We start from the raw sequence: 20014 nt of genomic DNA, 5'->3' as shown, positions 1-20014 counted from the left end.
TTAATGAAGAGGGGGAGCTGTCCTAATAAAATCAGGACAGCTTCAAGATTAAATCACCAGCTTCTACTTTATCCCCTTCGTGCAGGAGGATTCTCTCAACTGTTCCATCACAATTTGCGTTGACTTTTGTTTCAATTTTCATTGCTTCAGTGATTACTAAAAGATCACCTTTTTTTACAGAATCACCTTCTTTTACAAATATTTTTACTATCTTACTTGGCATTGTGGCACAAACATGTTTTGGATTTGTTATATCACCTTTTTCATTTGATTTTATAATATCTGTTATTTTTTCATCTTTCACTGCAACTGTTCTCGGTTGCCCATTCAGTTCAAAAAAGAGTCGTCTATACCCTTTTTCATCTACATCACTTATACCTAAATATTTTATTATTAATGTTTTACCTTCTTCTATATCTACACTTATTTCTTCATTTGGATTGAGTGGATAAAAAAATGATTTTGTGTCAAATATGGAGCCGTCACCATATTCTTCTATGAATTCTAAGTAGTTTTCGAACACTTTTGGGTACAAGGCATAAGAGATTAAATCTTCATCTGTAAAATGATGATTTTTAAATTTGTTTTTTAATTCGTTTTTTGCTTTATCAAAGTCAAAAGGTTTTAATAATTTACCAGGTCTAACAGTAATGGGTTTTTCATCTTTGAGCACTATTTTTTGAAGTTTTTTATTAAAACCGCCATATGGTTGCCCTAGATAACCTTTGAAAAAACTTACGACTGAGTCAGGGAAAGATAAAGTGTCACCTTTTTCATATAGGTCTTTTATTGTAAGGTTGTTTCTTACTAAAAAGAGGGCAAGATCACCTACTACTTTTGAAGAAGGTGTGACTTTGATAATGTCACCTAGAGCGTTATTAACCTCTTTATACATTTTTCGCACTTCTTCCCATTTGTCCAGCAATCCCATTGCTTCAACCTGAACCACAAGATTGGAATATTGACCTCCAGGTATTTCGTGTTCATACACTTCTGCCGTAGCAGCTTTTAATCCACTTTCAAACGGAAAATAGTACCTACGTACTCTTTCAAAATAATCAGATATTTTTTGGGCCCATTCTTTATCAATGGATGAATTTTTATTAGTATGTTCTAGTGCTGCTATAATAGAGTTTAAATTAGGTTGGCTGGTAAGACCGCTCATTGAACTGATGGCACAATCTACTATATCGGCACCGGATTCTATGGCCATGAGCAAAGCTGCTTCTCCATTTCCACTTGTGTCATGTGTGTGAAAATGTATTGGTAGGCCTGTTTCTTCTTTAATTGCTTTTATGAGTTTTTTTGCTGCATATGGTTTTACAAGGCCAGCCATGTCTTTTATTGCTAAAATATCAGTACCAGCTTCTGCAAGTTTTTTTGCAAGATCCACATAATATTTTAAAGTATACTTATCTTTTTTATCATCTAAAATGTCTCCTGTGTAACATATTGCAGCTTCAGCAATTTTTTCATTTTTCTTAACTTCGTCAATAATTGGTGTGATTTGTTCGGTATTGTTAAAACAGTCAAAGATTCTAAAAAGATCTATACCATTTTTAGCTGAAAGCTGAATAAATTTTTTAACTACATTATCAGGATAATTGGTATAACCAACGGCGTTTGATGCTCTAAGTAACATTTGAAAAAGTATATTGGGAATTTTTTCTCTTAATAGACGTAACCTATCCCATGGTGATTCCTTTAAAAATCTATAAGCGACGTCAAATGTTGCTCCACCCCACATTTCCAAGGAAAACAGTTGGTGCATATGATGAGCATAGGCATCTGCAATTTGTAGTATATCATATGTGCGAAGCCTTGTGGCTAATAGAGATTGATGAGCGTCACGAAATGTGGTGTCGGTGAAAAGAACTTCTTTACTTTGTTGAATATAACTTAAAATCCCTTTAACCCCTTTTCTGAGAAGAATATCTCTAGTACCAGCAGGTATTTTTTCTCCATACTTGACTACGGGTAGTTTAATTTCTGGTAGGACTGTGTTTTGGCTAATTTTTGCATTTGATGGATTGTTTACTATATTGTTTCCAAGAAATTTTAAGGCTTTTGTGGCTCTATCTTTTCTTTTCTTAAATATGAAAAGTTCTTTTGTGTTGTCTACGAATGTAGTATCAAAGTTGCCTGTTAAAAATTTTGGATGTGTAATAACGTTTTCAAGAAATTGTATATTTGTTTTGACACCGCGAACTCTAAATTCGCTTAAAGCTCTATACATTTTCCTTGCAGCTTGTTCAAAAGTTAGTGCCCAAGAAGAAACTTTTACTAATAAAGAGTCATAATATGGAGTAATTCTTGCGTTAGTGTAGGCATTTCCTACATCTAATCTTATACCAAATCCTGATGCTGACCTGTATGCTTCTAATATTCCTGTATCAGGTAGAAAGTTGTTTTCAGGATCTTCCGTAGTAACTCTGCACTGTATAGCAAAACCATGTTTAGTAACTGATGACTGGTTTTGTATATTTATTTCTTTATCAGAAAGTTTTTTGCCAGCAGCTATATATATTTGCGATTGGACAATATCTATACCAGTAATCATTTCTGTAATTGTATGTTCTACCTGAATTCTTGGATTTACCTCAAGAAAATAGAAATTGTTTTCATTATCTATCAAAAACTCTATAGTTGCCGCACTTATAAGGTGTGACTTTTTCCCTATTTCTACGGCTGCATCATAGATTTGCTTCAAAACACTTTCAGGGATGTTTAATGCTGGAGCTATCTCTATAAGTTTCTGATGTCTACGCTGTATAGAGCAATCTCTTTCAAAGAGGTGTACAATGTTTCCGAATTTATCAGCAAGTAACTGGACTTCTAGATGTTTAGGATTTTTAATATACTTTTCAAGAATAATATCATCGTTTGCAAAGGATTTTAAAGCTTCAGATTTTGCTGAGTAAAAATTTTCTTCAAGTTCTGCTTCGTTTTGTACTATTCTTATTCCCCTACCACCACCTCCAGCTGTTGCTTTAATCATTAATGGGTACCCAATGATTTTTGCAACTTGTTTTGCTTCTTTAAGTGAATTGATTTTATCAGAACCATCAATAACTGGGACGCCACACTCTTTAGCTAAATCTTTGGCTATTTTTTTATCTCCAAAGATTTTAATTGTTTCTGGAGAGGGACCTATAAAAATAATACCTGTTTTGTCGCATTTATCAGCAAATTCGTATGATTCAGCAAGAAATCCATAACCTGGGTGGATAGCATCAATATTTTTTTTGATACATAAATCAATAATTTCATCAGCGTTTAGGTAAGCTGATACTGGATCAAGTCCTTTTCCAATAAGATATGCTTCATCAGCTTTGTATTTGTGAAGCGAATACTTGTCTTCTTCTGAATAAACAGCTACAGTTCTAATCCCAAGTTCGGTTGCAGCTCTAAATATTCTTATTGCTATTTCACCTCGATTTGCCGCGAGTATTTTTTTTATTCTCATTACACCCTCCTTATGTAAAAGGTGTTTAATATAGAAAAATAAAATTGTCAATAAATATTTTAAAATCAATAAATTATTGTAAAAATAAAATTAAATATTAATTTAAATCAGGTTACTTATTGTAAATAAATATCATAGGTATGATTTTATTGAACAAAGTTAAGTTTTATGTCTGTTAATGGAAAATTAATAGAAAAAAATAATAATAAACTAAAATAATTGGCTTTGTGTGGATAATACTACTGTTTATTAGTTGGTATTAAAAGAAATAGTAGTATAGTAATATTTGATTTTTTAATAAAAGGGCAGGGTGTTTTATAACACCCTAAAGAAATTGATATATTATTTGATTGTTTTATAGATTACTTTTTCTGCTATTTTTTTGTATGCATTTGATACTTCTGAGGTTGGATATTCAAGAATATATGGTTTTCCTGCATCACCATGTGCCACGACAAGTGGATCGATAGGTATTCTACCTAAAAAATCAACATTCAACTCTTTTGCTGCTTTTTCGCCACCCCCAACTTTAAATAGATCTATTTTTTCACCACAATTTGGGCAAATAAATCCGCTCATATTTTCAACGATACCAATAACCGGGATATTCAATTTCCTACTAAATGTTACAGATTTTCTTGAATCTAATAGGGCAACTTCTTGAGGAGTTGTTACGATAATACTTCCATCAACGTTTTCTATAACATGAGCAACACTTAATGGTTCATCACCTGTACCCGGAGGCAAGTCAATTATTAAGAAATCGAGTTCACCCCAATTTACATCACTAATAAATTGCTCTATTAAGCTATGTTTTAAAGGTGCTCTCCAAATAACGGCATCATCATCGCTTTTAAGAAGAAATGCTACAGACATAACTTTTAGATTTTCAATAGGTTCAAAAGGGATGATACCTCCAGCTGATGACAGTACTCCTTTTTCATTAATTCCAAGCATTTTTGGAATATTGGGTCCATGTATATCAGCATCTAAAATACCTACCTTGTGTCCTAACATGTTTAACATTGTGGCAAGATTTGTGCTCACAGTTGATTTACCTACACCACCTTTACCACTCATTACCATTAATGTACATTTGATTTTTGAGAGTCTTTGTTTTAAAAGTTCTTTTGTGTGCTGTTCTTTTTCAGAAGTGTCGCAACTGCTTTGAGATGAACAGCTGCTGCATGAGCTATTTGAATTGCATGAAGACATTTGAAACCTCCTTGTTGTGTTTATAAACAAATGCTAATATAGTTAGAAATATGAAATTTTCAATAAAAATAAAATTAAAAGGTATGGTTGAAAGTGTATCAAAAATGATGTAAAAAGGTTTAAAGGAGTTTAGGATGAAAATTTTATTAACTAATGATGATGGTATATATTCAAAAGGAATTTATGCTTTGTATGAAAAGCTTTCTGAAATAGCAACTGTGGTAGTAGTTGCACCTATTACTGAGCAAAGTGCTGTTGGGCATGCTATAACAATTTCTGACCCTTTGAGGATTTATGAAGTTACAAGAAAAAACAAATTTTTTGGCTATGGTGTTAAAGGGACACCTGCTGATTGTGTTAAGTTAGCATTTGACGATATTTTAACAACAAAACCGGACTTGGTAGTTTCAGGTATAAATCATGGGGCAAATCTATCTTCAAATGTTATTTATTCTGGAACTATTTCAGCAGCCACAGAAGGTGCTATGATGGGGGTTAAGTCTTTTGCTATAAGTCTAGCTTCTGTAGAATATGGTGATTTTTCTGTTGCTGCACAGTTTGGTAAATTTTTTGCAAAATATTTATATGAACTTGATGTGGGTGAAAATCTTCTGTTTAATATAAATGTTCCACCATTAAAGCGAGATGAAATTAAAGGATGGAAATTTACTGTGCAGGGTAAAACAAAATATCTTGATACTTTTGAAAAGAGAGTTGATCCAAGAGGTAATACTTATTATTGGTTAACAGGTGAGAAAATTGAGGTTGAGTCTGTTGATGAAAGTGATGATAAAGCGATAAACAGTGGTTATATAAGTGTTACTCCCTTAAAATACGATATGACAAATTATAATTTTTTTCATAAGATGAAAATGGAGGTCAAAGAATGGGAAGAATGAAATTTATTGTTTTTATATTTATTTTTTTAGTTTCATTGACAGTTTTAGTTGGTTGTGAAGGATGTTCAAACTCTACTCCTACATCTCCCGAGCAGACAAATACTCAAAATCAATGAAAAGGTTACGGTTATTTTTATTAGTTTTAATATTTTTTCCTTTAATATCCTATGCTGCAGTTGAGGTTCCTAATTTTTCTTTTGTAGGTAAAGAAGTATCTTCTTTTAATATTAAACCTTCGTTTAGTAATGTAAAAATAAATTTTTCCGATATATCCCAGTTTAATAGTTACTTGCAGTCTGCTAAAATAAAAATTGAAGAGCCTCAAAAAAGAGAATTTAGAGCTAGTGAGCCAGGAAATATATATTCATCAAAATTTGGTACAGCACTGTCAGTAATTTTTGTGGGAGAGAAAGCTTATAGAAATTATCTTTTAAAAAATTTTTTAAAAGGGGATTACATCAATGTAATTGAGAACTACAAAAAGTATTATGAAAAGTTAAAGGACGAAAAAATTAAAGATGAAGTGGATTTTATTTATGCCGTTTCCCTTTTCAAAGCAAACTTCAAAAGTGAAGCATTTGAAAAATTAAATAAGATAATTTATAGCGAAAATATTTTCAGAGATTCGGCTCTTGATTTTTATTTTGACGTTTTGTATGGGATTGATAATAAAAAATTGATAAATATTTATCAAAGTATTGATTATAAAACACCTTATTCTACATATGTTTACCTTTCTATTTTGAAACAAAACAAGAAGTATGATGAAATCCTAAAATTTATTTCTGAAAAACAGTTAGCCTATTCTTTTATAAAAGATTTTTATGTGCTGTCTCTTTATTTTAAGGGCGATTTTGAAAAAATTATATCTATTCAAGATGTATCAGATGTTGTTTTACCTTTTGTGGTGGATGCTAAAATTTCTTTAAATGAGTTATCTGGTATTCAGGATGAAATAAATAAAATTGGTGATGAGTACACAAAACGTTATTTCTTTGTCAAATTGAAAATATTAGATAATGTAGTTGATAAAAAATTGTTTTCTAATTTTGAAGATATAGATAAATTATCATTAATGCTTTTTTATATTTCAAAATGGTTTCCTGAAATAAATGTAGAGATTTTAAAAAGTTTAGATTTTTATGATAACAAGTTAAATGATTATAAAAATTTTTATCTAGGTATTTATTATTTAGAAAATAGAGAATATGAAAAGGTATCATATTATTTAAGTAAAATAATTTTTAATGATAAATTGTACAATGAATCATTATTTTATAGAGGTGTTGCAGAGGCTTATAATAATCCTGAAACATCTGAAAAGCTGTTGATTGATTATATAAACAACTCTTTTGACGAAGAAAAAGTAGATGTAGCTAGATTTATAGTTGCTCAAATTAGGCTTCTTAATAATAGAATAGATGATGCTTTTCTGATAGTGGCTGATTGTTTTTCGGATTTATGCAAGAGGATAAAAGGTGAAGTTTTTTTCAATAAAGGTAACTTTAATGAAGTGTTGAGAATTACTGAAGGGATAAAAAGTGATAGAGTTTATTTTTTAAGAGCAGCGGCATACTATAATTTAAAAATTTATAATAAGGCATTTAATGAGTTAGAAAAAGTGACTAAAACTACAAAAGATGTTGATTACTTAAAGATGCTTTTGTCATTTAAAAATGATAAAATAAAAGATGCTATTAAAATCATGGAAAAATATAAAACTGATAATAAGTTTATAAAAGAAGGTGTGAAATATTTATTTTTATCTGGAGATTATGTAGATACGCTTTATTTTATTGATAAAAGTGGATTAAATGATGATTATCTGACTCTTATAAAGGCAAAAGCACTGTATTCTCTTAAGAGGTATAATGAAGCAGAAAGGTATTTTAATCTACTTTTAGATAAAAAGAAATATCTTTTTGATACCATATTTGGACTGATTTCAATTAAAAAAGAAAAAAATGAAGAAAATTTTATAAATAATATTTTTAATATTACATCTAGGTTGACATTTAAAAATAAAGATTTTCTGATATTGCAGCTTGCTAAAATTGCTTATGAAAATCAGGATAAAGAAAACTATATGAAGCTTATCAATTATTTTTTTAAAAGTTTTCCGAAGTCAAAGTATAAAAAAGAGGCATACATTTTAAGAGGTAACTTTTATAAGTCAAAAAAGATGTATCAAGAATGTATTTATGATGCTAATGCTGCACTTGCAATTTCTAAGGATTATGAAGCTTTGTTTTTAAAAGCAGAGTGTACTAAAAATATTAATGTCAAAAAAGCATATCCTTTATTCAAGAAGTTGGTCCAAGGTAAGAGTGGTTATGAATTTTTAAGTAAGAAAGAGCTGATTTTTATTTCAGATAATAGTTCGGAAGTTTTGAATTATGCTCTTTATTTTAAAGATAAAAATTTGGAAATCTACTTGGCAGGTGTTGAAAGGTATTTGAATTTTCAGAGTAATTTTTCTGATGAAGATTATCAATATATTGAAGAGTTGTTAAATAGCGGAAATGAAAAATTTATTCCTGCTGGCTTATATTTTAAAGGAAGATATTTGTTTGATAAAAAAGAGTATATGTATGCATTGAAACATTTTCTAAAAGTATATTACTTATTTAAAAAAAGTGCTTATGTTAAAAAAAGTTTATATGAAGCTAAAATGTGTTATGAACGTTTAAATAAGAAAAATGAAGCTGATAAAATCGAAAAAATATTAAAAAAGCTGGAGGGATAAATGTTTGAAATTATTCAAAAGGGTGGAATTTTGATGTACCCCATAATTGCATTGTCAGTGATTTCGCTTGCTGTTTTTCTAGAGAGATTATTTACTCTTAGAAAAAGCAACTTTGTTCCAGATACATTTTTAGAAAAGCTTTCGGTTTATCTTGAGAAAAAAGATTTTGAAGATGCTAAGAATTTGTGCGAATTGCAAAAGAGTCCCATAAGTGAAATTGCAAGAGAAATACTGAGTAATCTTGATTTACCGGTAACAAGGCTTATGGAGCTTGCAGAAGATGTGGGAAGATTTCAGGCTACAAAATTGGATAGGTTTTTACCAACACTACAAACAATTGGGAATATTGCCCCTTTACTTGGTTTATTAGGAACGGTTTTAGGGATGATAAAAACTTTTATTGTGATATCTGAGCAAGGTGTTGGTAATGCACAGGCTCTTGCTGGAGGTATATCTGAAGCTCTTTTGACAACTGCAGCTGGCTTATCAGTAGCTATCCCTACAGTTATATTTTATCATATTATTAGGCATAGGTCTGAAAAGTTAACTATTGAGCTTGAAAAAGCTACTGCTAAGATAATTAACCTAATTTTTAAAGAGGGTTAAAATGAAATTTTCGGACAAAAGAAATGATAGAGGGTTAGAGATTAATCTAACCCCGTTGATAGATGTGGTTTTTTTGTTACTGATATTTTTTATGGTATCAACAACCTTTATTTATACAAATGCCTTGAAGGTAGATTTACCAAAGGCAAAAGGGGATGAACAAACGGTAAATAAAAATATTGTGGTTGTGGTGGATAGTAATAATCAGATTTTTGTAGGCAAAAAGAAAGTTCCGAAATTTGCACTTTACAGGGTAATGAAGGATCTGAAAGAGAAGAATCCCAATATACCCATTATACTTCAAGCTGATAAGAATGCAAAACACGGTACTGTGGTTTTTGTGATGGATCAATGTAAAAAAGCTGGATTTGACAGGTTTACCATTGCAGTAGAAGAAGAATGATAAACTATCCTAGATTAAGTCTATTTTTTGTTCTATCGATTGTTTTGCATATATTGCTCTTGAAAATGATTCCAGAGTATAATCTTGACTTTAAAAATATCAAACCGAAGACTGTGAAAATAGAAATTTTAAAGCAATCAATAAAAAAGGAAAAAGACAAGACAAAGGAAAAAGAGAAACCTCTCTTTAGTGACAAAAGAATCGAAAATTTAAAAGAAAAATTAAGGAAAAAATTTAATAAAAGTGATAGCGGTAATAAAGAAGTGGTAGAAGTACCTACTATGACTACGGAGGAAAAAGTATTAATACCTGATTTAAACAATATGCAAATTTTGGAAAATAGACACATTGAAAAGCAGGATGAAAAACCTATTTTAAGTGAGCTTGAAAGGGTAAAAAGTGAGATAGAAAAAACAAATAATGATAAGGCTCTTATAAATGAACAGCAGAGTTTTGCTAAAAACGACTTTTATGAAATAAAAAGCATTACTAATCTCAAGCGTAAAATTGTTTATGAACCACCAAAACCTAATTTTTCTCTTGAAAGAGGGACAAAAATTACTTTGAGTTTTAAAGTTGATAAATATGGAAAGCCATTTGATATAAATTTATTAACTCGCAGTAGTAGTAATGTGGAAAAAATTGCTATAGATTTTGTAAAAGGATTGCGTTTTGATGCTGTCGATTATAATAAACCAGATGTTGTGGAAATAACATTATTTTTCAGGGTGAAATGAAAATGGATACAACTTTAAAAGAGTATGTAATTGAATTAGTTAAGGAAAAAGGCAAAATAACTTTTGCAGAGTTTATGGAAATTGCTCTTTATCATCCTAAATATGGATATTATCAAAAAGAAAATCCTTTTGGGATGCAGGGAAGCTTTTATACATCTGTAGATGCTTCTGAGTCTTTTGGTAGAACTCTTGCAAAAGGGTTTGAGAGAGCTATAAAAGAACTCGATTTGGCTCCGATGCTCTGTGAAATGGGAGCTGGTAGTGGAATGCTTGCGAATGATATCTTAAATTATTATAAGAGCGAATCAGATAAGTTTTATAACGACTTAAAATATATAATTATTGAAAAGAGTAAATATTTAATTGAGATGCAAAAAGAATTGCTAAGTAAACATCAAGGTAAAGTAGAATGGATATCTTTTGATGAACTAGACAATTTTGAAGGTATCTTTTTTTCTAATGAGTTAGTGGATGCGTTTCCTGTACATAGAGTAATAAACATTAATGGTAATTTAAAAGAGCTTTATGTTATTTATTATGATAATAAATTACAATATTATCCTGAAGAATTTTCTACCGCTGATTTAAAGGAATATTTTGAGAGGTTATGTATTAAACTTGTTGATAAACAGATTGCGGATATAAATCTAGATGCTGTAAAATGGATTAAAAGTTTGGGTAGAAAAGTAGATAAAGGCTTGGTCATAACTATTGATTATGGTTTTGACGCAAAAAATTTATATGCTCCGTTTAGAATGGATGGGACTGTGACATGTTATTTTAAACATACTCAAAATAATGATTTTTTTGAAAGGATAGGATATCAAGATATTACTGCTTTTGTAGATTTTTCAGCTTTGATGGAATATGGAAAAGAAGCTGGGTTGAATGTGGTAAATTTTGAGCCACAATGGGTGTTTTTGCTACAAAGTGGTATTTTGGATGAAATTAAAAAGGCAAAATCTGATCTTCATAGAGCTAGAGTAAAGTCATTAATTATTCCTGAAGGTGGGTTTGGTACAAACTTCAACGTGTTAATACAAAGTAAAAATGTGGATATTCCTGATAATTTTGTGTATAATATTAAAAGCTATAAAATTTTTGACAAGTTGAGTAAAAATCTTATGTAAGAGTGGGTTTTTATTGTGTCGTTATTGAGTAGTTTCAAAATGAACTCAAAAAAAAATATATTGTTTATTGTTTTTATCTTATTATTATCCTTGAATTCTTTTGCGGTTGAGATAATTACTCCAATACCTAGAAAAATAAGCTATAATAAGGCAAAAGCGTTACTTGGTAAAAAATTGTTTAATGAAAAAATGTTATCAAAAGATAAAAAAGTATCTTGTGCGTCCTGTCATGTTTTATATGATGGTGGTACTGTACATAAAAGATTTTCTAAAGGTGTGTTTAATAGGGAGCTTTTAGTAAACATCCCAACAGTTTTTAATTGTGTATTCAATTTTAGGCAAAACTGGGATGGTAGTGCAAAGGATTTAAAAGAACAGGCTGCAATGGCTATTAAAGGTTTTTTAGAAATGGATATGACTGAAAAAGAGGTTGAATATAGGTTAAATAAATCTTTAAAATATAGAGATTTGTTCTACCATATATATGGTACAAAAGAGATTAAGTTTGAGTATGTTATTGATGCAATTGCAGAATTTGAGAGAGCATTGATCACTCCAAATAGTAAATTTGATAAATATTTAAGAGGTGAAATAAAGCTTAGCAAGGAAGAGAGCGAAGGTTATTCTTATTTTAAGAGTTTAGGTTGCATTACCTGTCATAATGGAGTTAATGTTGGTGGTAATTCTTTTCAAAAAATAGGTTTGATAGTTCCTTATAAATGGAATAAAAACACACCTGATTTGTTTAGTAGAACTAAAGATATTGATGATAAAAATGTTTTTAAAGTTCCCACATTGAGAAATATCGAACTCACTTATCCTTATTTTCATGATGGAAGTGCTAAAACATTAGAAGATGCTGTGGAAAAAATGGCTTTGCACAACTTAGGATTTAACATAGAAAAAGATAAACTCAGTAAGATATGTATTTTTCTTAAGACCTTGACAGGTGAGCTTCCAGAAATATTGAAAGAAGAATAATAGCAAATGAGAAGAATTGTTAATATTATTTTGATTTTTTTTATTAGTATTATGTCCGCTATTGTCTCTGGTTATTTTATTGTCAGTTTGGAAGGGAAGTACCGAGATCATTTGAATGTTTTGAGAAACATTGAAAGATTAGGACGGTTAGAACAGGAGTTGGTGAGAAAAGTTTTAGAATGTAATTTCTTATTATACTATAATTATAGTGAAATCATAGATGTGTATGACAAATTAAAACAGTATTCTCACGAATTGCAGGAAGATGTTTTACATAGAAATCATAGATCGGCTGAAGAGATTGAGAAGTTAGTAAATCAATATGTTAGAATGTTGGATAAAAAAGGAGAAAATCTCTTTAAATTTATAAGATATAATTCTACTATTAAAAATACTGTGGTGTATATTCCTACTCTGGTCATAAAAAGTATACATTCTATTGGTTCTTACGAACTTGATTATATTAAACAAGTTTCTGTTATGGTATCAAATCTTTTATTACTTAGAAATAATTTGGATTTGGGATTGATTGATGAATTAAAACAAAATATTGAAGAGTTAAAAAGTTTTGAGCTTAAAAATAAAGAACAAAAGTTAGTTAATGATCGGATTGTTAATCACTTTAATGTTTTTGCAAAATACTTTCCGTTATATGTTTATCATCTGAATAAAATTACTGATATTAAAACTAAAAATATCTTAATAAAATTAAAAATGAATTATCAGGAAGAGAACAATCATATTTTTTCACAACTAGTATTGCTTGCAATAATATTTGCCATAGGTGTGATATTATCAATTGGTTTTATAGGTTATTATATATTAAAACTTAAAAAGGCAGCGACCATTGATTATCTAACGGGACTTTATAATAGGTATCATTTATTAAATGATTTACGTTATTGTAAAGAACATTTTTTATTTATTATAAATATAGATAATTTTAAACACATTAATAATTTTTATGGAGTAAGGGTAGGTGATGAGTTCTTGAAAGTTTTTGGTAAAGAGATAACTGAATTGGTTGAAAAAACTTATAAAGCGAAGATTTACCGTCTTGGATCTGATGATTTTGGAGTTTTAGTCAGAAAGGAACATGTTGATAATCCTGAGAAAGTTGCGAATTATCTTGTTAATAAAATAGAAAGCAATGAATTTAAAATTTTTCAATGGTCTATTTCTGTGTCTATTTCAATAGGTATTTCTTCTGATGAACCGTTACTTGAAAAGGCAGATATTGCACTGAAGTATGTGAAACGAAACAGTAGAGTAAAATATGCAATTTATAATGAAAATTTGAACTTTGAAAAAGATGTTGAAATTAATATGAAAGTTCTTAAATCGCTAAAAGTTGCATTAGAGGCTGATAAGATTATTCCGTATTTTCAACCCATTGTGGATAATAAAACAGGAGTTATCAATAAATTTGAATGTCTTGTAAGGATGCTTGATGAAAAAGATGAAATGGTTTCTCCCGGTGTTTTTTTGGATGTTGCTAAAAAAGGAAAGTTGTATGGAGCAATTACAAAGCGTGTAATTGAAAAATCGTTTTGTTATTTTAAAAATAAATCGTGTGAGTTCTCTATAAATATTTCAGTGGACGATATTATTGATAATGCTACAAAGTTGTTTATTATAGATAAGTTAAAAAAATATCCAGAGATAGCAAAAAGATTAACTTTTGAAATCTTGGAAAGTGAGGGTATAGAAAATTTTGAGGTAGTTTTGGAGTTTATAAAAGATGTTAAGGAATATGGGACAAGTATTGCCATCGATGATTTTGGTAGTGGGTATTCAAACTTTTCTTACTTATTACAGTTAAATGTGGATTATATTAAAATAGATGGTTCTTTAATAAAAAACATACACATTGATAATAATTCAGAACTTATTGTTAGTACCATAGTTAGTTTTGCTAAAAGATTAAATATCAAAACGGTAGCTGAATTTGTGCACAACGAAGAAGTTTATAAGAAAGTAATTGAATTGGGAATAGATTATTCCCAGGGTTTTTTTATAGGCAAACCTCTTGCTAGCTGCCATTAATTCTTCACTGAATTTTATAATTATCTTTTTAACAAAAGTTCAAAAATTGATTCCAATCAATTTTATTAACAAAATATATGTTATAATTGTAAAAAAGAAATGGTGGACTTAAATGTTTAAAAAATTTCTCTTAATTTTTTTTCTTTGTACAGTTGTCGAGATAGCTCCTTTGCATGCGATTACTTTGAATGAAGCGATAGAGATTGCCCTGAAAAATAATCCTGAATTTTTGATACAAAAACAAAAACTTCTTGAAGCAAAAGAGGAAAAAAGAGCAAAAAAAGCCATAAATTATGGGAAAATTATTGCTTTAGGAAGTTATACCAGATATAATATACCTCGTACTTTAGCGCCTATTGTGCCTCCTATAAGTCCTGATGTAATTACGAGTAAAGATATAACTAGTGCAGGGATAGTTTATGATGTACTTCTTTTTAATGGTTTTGCAGATATAACAGCAGTAAAAATTGCTGATTTGAGTGAGAATACGTCTAAAATAAAACTTAATATTACAAAAGAGCAGTTAGTTTTTAATGTTAAATCTCTTTATTTTAAGATTTTGGCTATGGAAAGTCAAAAGGAAGCAGCTTTGACTTATTATAAAGCATTAAAAATCTTATATGACAATGTTGCGAAAGAAGTGGCTCTTGGGAAAAAAGCAAAAATCGATCTTTTAAAAGTCGCTGCCGATCTTGAAAATGCTTCATTTAATATGGAGAATATTAAAAACTCCATTGACTCTTTGAAAGCAATGCTTGCTGCATTGATTGGTGTTGATGAGATAGAAGATGTTGCCCCTGTGAACGATGATGAGAAAATTAATAATTTTATAGATGTAAAAGATACTTATAAATACAAACTTTCTGAGATTGAAGTTAGAAAATCGAAAAAGGCATTAAAGAAGTCAAAATCTCTCTATTATCCTAAGATTGGGTTTAGTGCTTATTATGGAAACAATTATGCAAAAGGTGAAAAAGAAGAATTATGGCAAGCAGGAATTACTGTAAATTGGTTATTATTTGATTTTGGTAGCAGAAAATCTCAACTACAAAAAGCGAAAATCTCTCATATGAATGCCATACTTCAGCTTAAAAAAACAGAATTAGAACTTAAAAGCTTTATAATTGATGCACAAAATAAAATTGCTACAGCAGTTGAAAAAGTGAAATCTGTTAAACGGCAACTGGAATTTTTATCAAAAGTCAAAGAAGCGGAAAAAATCAAATATGAAAAGGGTGCTTCAAATATGTATGACCTTTTATTCGCTTATGCAAAATATCAGGATGCAAAAAGTAATTATATTGATGCGTTGTATAATCTTAGGATACAGAAAGCTTATCTTAATTATTTGTTGGCGGGTGAAAAATGAAAAAAATTCTTTCTCTGATTATTATTATTTTGATTGTTGCAGGTGGTGTATTTCTTATCAAGGAAAGAAAGCAGCAGTTGGCATCCCTACAGCCTCCTCCAGCTAAAACGATTACTGTGGAAACTGTTCATCCTAAAAATATGCATATTGAGGAGATAAGGCAATTTTTGGGAACTTATTACTCCATCCAGCATCCTGTAATTGCTTCAAAAGTAAGTGGATTTATTGAAAAATTATATGTGGTGGATGGAGAAAAGGTTAAAAAAGGACAACTTCTTGTCAAAATTGATGATAAAGAGATTGTAGAATCTATAAATGCACAAAAAGCTGCAATAAGAGCTTTAATCCAGTCTATAGAATCTTTAAAAGTAAATTTAAAGGCTCTTGAAAGTGATTTTTTATATGCCAGAGATGCTTATGAAAGAAATAAGGAACTTTATAAAGTAGATGCACTTTCCAAAGAGAAGCTCGATTTTTCACGTGTGGCGATGGAATTGAAGCTTGCTAAATTGAAATCAACTCAAAAAAGTATAGAAGCGAAAAAAGAGGAATTAAAGTCCTTAAAAGCACAGCTTTTGTCTAAGGAAAATCAGTTGAAATATACATCCATCAAATCCCCTATAGATGGAGTTGTGGGCAGAGTTGTATTGAGAGATGGGGATTTGGTCGTACCTGGCAAACAGATTTTGACATTGTATGGTATGAAAAAAAGAGTAGAGTTTTCGTTTTCTCAAAACATGATTGGAAAAATAAAAAAAGGGAAGAAAGCTTACCTTTTAGGTAAACAGGCTGAGATAACAAAGGTTTTACCTGTTGCATCTAAATTTTTGGCGGTTGCTTACATTGACCTGGATACAACTTTACCATTGCCTGAAAACAGCAATATAAAAATTGGAGTTGTTATTAAAGAAGCTACGGGTAGTGCGGTCCCTGTAAATGCATTACTTGAAAAGGAAGATGGAGTTTATCTTTTTGTTTATAATGGTGGAAGATTTACTCCCACAAAAGTACAAATTCTTTCTCAAAATGACAAATATGCAGTGGTGTCTCCGGATATAGATAAGCCAGTGGCAATTGGAAGTAATGATAAATTATCTAAACTTTTTGTGATTACAAATGCAAAGGCTGTAAACAATGAATAACAGCTGGATCGAAAGAATATTAAAACGACCTTATTATATTATTTCTTTATTAAGCTTTTTTGTTTTTTTAGGTTTATATGGGTATAATTCTATCGATAGAAAATTATTCCCCGATTCAAATCGCCCTGAAATTGCTGTTGTAGTTGTTTGGCCAGGAGCTGGAGCCAAAGATATTGCTTCCAATATATCAGTACCTGTGGAAGAAGAGCTGTATACTTTAGATAAGGTACGTAGGGTTTATTCGACGACTATAGATGAAGTGAGTGTAATTAGAGCAGAATTTGAGTATGAAAAAGATATAGACAGTGCTGCCTCAGATGTTGCAAATGCTATTTCTAAAATACGATCTTTGTTGCCTCCAGATATTAAAGAACCACAGATTCATAAAATAACTGCTGCTACAGCTCCTGTTGTAACTATTGGTGTTTCCTCTAATAAAGTATCATTGGAAGATGTCAGAGAAATAGCCGAAAATGAAATAAAGAATATTTTGATAAAGATAAAAGGTGTTGCAAATGTAGATGTATTTGGTGGTTATAAAAAAGAGGTATTGGTAGAAGTCAATAAATCTCTTGTAGATAGATATGGAATAACTCTTTATCAAGTTTTAGCAGCATTATCGAAGAATGATCGGGATTATGCTATAGGTTTTATTGATGTACCTCGAGGAAGATTTTTGCTTAAATCCAGAGGTAAAAGGGAAACATTGCAAGCGATTAAACAACTTCCTATTACTGAAAATATCCGTTTAAAAGATGTGGCAAAGGTTTTTTATGGGCATTATGATAATACGGCTCTATACTATGGAAATGGCAAACCTGCTATTGCTTTGGCAGTGCAACGCTCAATTGATGCCGATGTCATCAAAACAATCGAAAACGTGGAGAAAAAATTAAAAAGTATAAAAGCATCTTATCCAGGACTCACTTTTGAGATAACCGATACTCAAAAAGATACGATTAAGCAGAGTATTACAAATATGTTTGAATCGCTTCGTGATGCCATTATTATGTCTACCATTGTAGCATTTTTCTTTTTAGCATCTTTCAGACAGGTCCTGGTAGTACTTTTTACAATTCCTCTTGTCTATGCTGCAACAATTGCAATGATGTATCTGTTTGGTATTGAATTTAGTGTGGTTACACTTACAGCAATCATCCTTGCATTGGGGCTTTTACTTGATGACGCTGTTGTGGTTATGGAAAATATTGAGCGCCATTACAAAGAGCTTAAAAAGCCAATAAATAAAGCGGTCTTGGATGGTACTAAAGAGATTATGTTTGCTGATCTTTCAGGGACTATTACTACTATGGCTGCATTATTCCCTATTATGTTTGTAGGGGATTATCCACAGACTATTTTCAGACCACTGGTATCAACTCTGCTCATAGCACTTGCGGCTTCTTATGTTATATCTATTACAACCGTTCCACTTTTGAGCCTAAAATTTTTGGCTATAAAATCATCCTGGGTTTTAAAAGCAGAAGCACTGTTTTCTAAAATAACAGATGGCTTTAATAATTCTGCTAAAAGTTTTTTTGCTAAATTAGCTAAATCAGCCATGGGGAGTAAACCGCTAACCGTTATTTATTTTGTAGTACTAATAGGACTTTTTTTTGTAAGTGTCAGGCTGGTCATGCCTATAGTTGGGCAGGAATTGATGCCTCCAATGGATACGGGAATCGTAAAAATTGATATTACCGTTGACCCCAATCTTTCCATTCAAAAAAGTGAAGAAATTTTGAAAAAGGTTGATAAAGCTATTTATGATAGTGGAAAAGTTAAGAGGGTTTCGGCAAGTGTGGGTAGTGAGCCTGGAGTACTTAGCGTTGGAAGTGGAAGCGGGATAGACCATATTTCCATTACAGCCACTTATGTAAATAGATTTGAAAGAAAAGAAGATATTTGGGATATTGAAAAGCGGTTGAGAGAAAAAATCGAACAAATCCCAAATATAAAATATTTTACTGTTTTTGATTATGGAGCAACAGCACTTTCCAGTATCAGAGGGAATGTTGACGTAATGTTAAGCAGCGATAGCTTTGAGAAGCTTCAAGAAGCTTCAAATATTCTTCTAAAAGTGCTTGCAAACACCAAAGGATTAGTCAATGTGGCAAAAACTTGGGATTTGGACAAAACAGTTTACAAGCTTGTTATTGACGAACAGCAATCCGCATTTTACGGTGTAAATGCAAATGATATTACAAATCAGATTAGTATGATTTTGAAAGGTATTCCTGCTGCCTCCAAAACCGTTCAAAACTCACGGGATATGAATGTACGTATCTGGAGTAGTGACAGGGATAGCATGTTAGAATTATTGAAAACTGTACTTATTGATACTCCAAAAGGGAAAATTCCTCTGTTAACATTAGCAAAGTTTGAAAAAGTTAAAGAGCCTAGTAAGATTACAAGAGAAGGACTTGAATATACAGTTGATGTGTATGGATTTAGAGAAAAAGCAGCAATCTCACATATTATGCAAAATTTTAATAAAGCTTTTAATGGAGTAAGATTACCTGACAATGTTAAATTAACTCAAACTGGAGATATAGCTCAATTCAAAGATTCTGCAAAAAGAATGATAAAAGCAGTTGTCTTTGGTATATTATTGATTTTTTTAACACTTGTTCCGATGTTTAATTCTGTTAGATCACCATTATTGATAATATTTTCAATACCTTTGACACTTATTGGTGCAAGTTGGATACTTTTAATACTTGGATATCATGTTTCGATGCCAGCTATGATGGGTTTTATTCTTTTGAGTGGTATAATTGTTAATAATGCAATTCTTCTTATAGAATTTGCATTATTAGGTATGAAAAAAGGTTTAAGTGCCAAAGAGGCAATGTTAGAAAGTATCAAAATAAGAACGAGACCTGTCCTTATGACTGCTTTTGCCACAACAGCTGGAATGCTTCCTGTTGCGCTTGGTTGGGCTATAGGTCTGGAACGTCTAGCACCTTTAGGAGCGGTTGCCATAGGTGGACTTATGGTTGGGACCTTTTTAACTCTTGTATTTATACCTATTGTTTTTGTCTGGATTTATAATGGTAAGAAGATTATTATATAGATACACGTTAATGTTATACATTTTGTAACTTTTTCATAACCTTAGAAAGTAGATAGTTCTCAGTGAAAGAGTGAAAACTATGTATTGGTAATAATTTTCTTTCAAAAAATGATAGATGAGCACTTGAATTCTAATATTTTTCATTCCACGGATATTATAGAAACTTAAAAAATTAGATGGAATTTTTTATGAGAAAAT

The 20014-nt window shown here is 30.6% G+C and carries 14 protein-coding genes; 12 read left to right on the top strand and 2 right to left on the bottom strand.

Translation table 11 applies throughout. The annotated features are described in order from the left end of the window. Positions 1-31: 31 nt before the first annotated feature. Positions 32-3466 (bottom strand): pyruvate carboxylase, encoded by a 3435-nt coding sequence (locus tag OWK30_RS08840; protein ID WP_423325660.1) that lies wholly within the window; start codon positions 3464-3466, stop codon positions 32-34. A 342-nt stretch (positions 3467-3808) separates the two neighbouring features. Then, a complete protein-coding gene (locus OWK30_RS08835) occupies positions 3809-4681 on the bottom strand; it encodes a P-loop NTPase (RefSeq protein WP_423325658.1) in 873 nt (290 codons plus the stop codon). Positions 4682-4815: 134 nt separating this feature from the next. Between OWK30_RS08835 and surE the strand changes: the two genes are divergently transcribed. From surE to OWK30_RS08775, 12 genes are all read left to right on the top strand, one after another. After that, positions 4816-5580, top strand: coding sequence for a 5'/3'-nucleotidase SurE (gene surE / locus OWK30_RS08830; RefSeq protein ID WP_423325656.1), 765 nt, complete (start codon positions 4816-4818; stop codon positions 5578-5580). Beyond that, positions 5568-5696, top strand: a complete 129-nt coding sequence (locus tag OWK30_RS08825; RefSeq protein ID WP_423325654.1) for a hypothetical protein — start codon at positions 5568-5570, stop codon at positions 5694-5696. The genes surE and OWK30_RS08825 overlap by 13 nt, the downstream gene beginning before the upstream one ends. Next, on the top strand, positions 5693-8326 hold the full coding sequence (locus OWK30_RS08820) for a hypothetical protein (RefSeq protein WP_423325652.1): 2634 nt from the start codon (positions 5693-5695) through the stop codon (positions 8324-8326). Before OWK30_RS08825 ends, OWK30_RS08820 begins: the two co-directional genes overlap by 4 nt. Then, entirely contained in the window at positions 8327-8932 is a 606-nt protein-coding gene (locus OWK30_RS08815) for a MotA/TolQ/ExbB proton channel family protein (RefSeq protein ID WP_423325650.1), read from the top strand. Position 8933: 1 nt separating this feature from the next. Beyond that, complete coding sequence (locus tag OWK30_RS08810; RefSeq protein ID WP_423325648.1) at positions 8934-9335, top strand: ExbD/TolR family protein; 402 nt, start codon at positions 8934-8936, stop codon at positions 9333-9335. Next, complete coding sequence (locus OWK30_RS08805; RefSeq protein WP_423325646.1) at positions 9332-10072, top strand: hypothetical protein; 741 nt, start codon at positions 9332-9334, stop codon at positions 10070-10072. Before OWK30_RS08810 ends, OWK30_RS08805 begins: the two co-directional genes overlap by 4 nt. Before the next feature lie 2 nt (positions 10073-10074). Beyond that, entirely contained in the window at positions 10075-11202 is a 1128-nt protein-coding gene (locus OWK30_RS08800) for a class I SAM-dependent methyltransferase (protein WP_423325644.1), read from the top strand. A gap of 39 nt (positions 11203-11241) precedes the next feature. Next, entirely contained in the window at positions 11242-12183 is a 942-nt protein-coding gene (locus OWK30_RS08795) for a cytochrome-c peroxidase (protein WP_423325642.1), read from the top strand. 51 nt (positions 12184-12234) lie between these two features. Then, positions 12235-14229, top strand: coding sequence for an EAL domain-containing protein (locus OWK30_RS08790; protein WP_423325640.1), 1995 nt, complete (start codon positions 12235-12237; stop codon positions 14227-14229). 112 nt (positions 14230-14341) lie between these two features. Next, positions 14342-15598 carry a TolC family protein gene (locus OWK30_RS08785; protein ID WP_423325638.1) on the top strand — a complete coding sequence of 419 codons (1257 nt, stop codon included), beginning with the start codon at positions 14342-14344 and terminating at the stop codon, positions 15596-15598. Beyond that, the gene (locus OWK30_RS08780) at positions 15595-16740 is read left to right on the top strand and encodes an efflux RND transporter periplasmic adaptor subunit (protein WP_423325636.1); all 1146 of its coding nucleotides are present in this window, start codon (positions 15595-15597) and stop codon (positions 16738-16740) included. Before OWK30_RS08785 ends, OWK30_RS08780 begins: the two co-directional genes overlap by 4 nt. Next, a complete protein-coding gene (locus tag OWK30_RS08775) occupies positions 16733-19816 on the top strand; it encodes an efflux RND transporter permease subunit (RefSeq protein ID WP_423325634.1) in 3084 nt (1027 codons plus the stop codon). Before OWK30_RS08780 ends, OWK30_RS08775 begins: the two co-directional genes overlap by 8 nt. The last annotated feature ends 198 nt before the right edge of the window (positions 19817-20014 follow it).

The organism is Deferribacter abyssi (assembly GCF_049472655.1).
Lineage (GTDB): Bacteria > Chrysiogenota > Deferribacteres > Deferribacterales > Deferribacteraceae > Deferribacter > Deferribacter abyssi.
This window is presented reverse-complemented; position numbering and strand designations above follow the sequence as displayed.

What these genes read in the sequence shown, in the direction of transcription:
- OWK30_RS08840 (WP_423325660.1), bottom strand. Translation starts at nt 3,466, where the DNA reads ATGAGAATAAAAAAAATACTCGCGGCAAATCGAGGTGAAATAGCAATA.
- OWK30_RS08835 (WP_423325658.1), bottom strand. Translation starts at nt 4,681, where the DNA reads ATGTCTTCATGCAATTCAAATAGCTCATGCAGCAGCTGTTCATCTCAA.
- surE (WP_423325656.1), top strand. Translation starts at nt 4,816, where the DNA reads ATGAAAATTTTATTAACTAATGATGATGGTATATATTCAAAAGGAATT.
- OWK30_RS08825 (WP_423325654.1), top strand. Translation starts at nt 5,568, where the DNA reads ATGGGAAGAATGAAATTTATTGTTTTTATATTTATTTTTTTAGTTTCA.
- OWK30_RS08820 (WP_423325652.1), top strand. Translation starts at nt 5,693, where the DNA reads ATGAAAAGGTTACGGTTATTTTTATTAGTTTTAATATTTTTTCCTTTA.
- OWK30_RS08815 (WP_423325650.1), top strand. Translation starts at nt 8,327, where the DNA reads ATGTTTGAAATTATTCAAAAGGGTGGAATTTTGATGTACCCCATAATT.
- OWK30_RS08810 (WP_423325648.1), top strand. Translation starts at nt 8,934, where the DNA reads ATGAAATTTTCGGACAAAAGAAATGATAGAGGGTTAGAGATTAATCTA.
- OWK30_RS08805 (WP_423325646.1), top strand. Translation starts at nt 9,332, where the DNA reads ATGATAAACTATCCTAGATTAAGTCTATTTTTTGTTCTATCGATTGTT.
- OWK30_RS08800 (WP_423325644.1), top strand. Translation starts at nt 10,075, where the DNA reads ATGGATACAACTTTAAAAGAGTATGTAATTGAATTAGTTAAGGAAAAA.
- OWK30_RS08795 (WP_423325642.1), top strand. Translation starts at nt 11,242, where the DNA reads ATGAACTCAAAAAAAAATATATTGTTTATTGTTTTTATCTTATTATTA.
- OWK30_RS08790 (WP_423325640.1), top strand. Translation starts at nt 12,235, where the DNA reads ATGTCCGCTATTGTCTCTGGTTATTTTATTGTCAGTTTGGAAGGGAAG.
- OWK30_RS08785 (WP_423325638.1), top strand. Translation starts at nt 14,342, where the DNA reads ATGTTTAAAAAATTTCTCTTAATTTTTTTTCTTTGTACAGTTGTCGAG.
- OWK30_RS08780 (WP_423325636.1), top strand. Translation starts at nt 15,595, where the DNA reads ATGAAAAAAATTCTTTCTCTGATTATTATTATTTTGATTGTTGCAGGT.
- OWK30_RS08775 (WP_423325634.1), top strand. Translation starts at nt 16,733, where the DNA reads ATGAATAACAGCTGGATCGAAAGAATATTAAAACGACCTTATTATATT.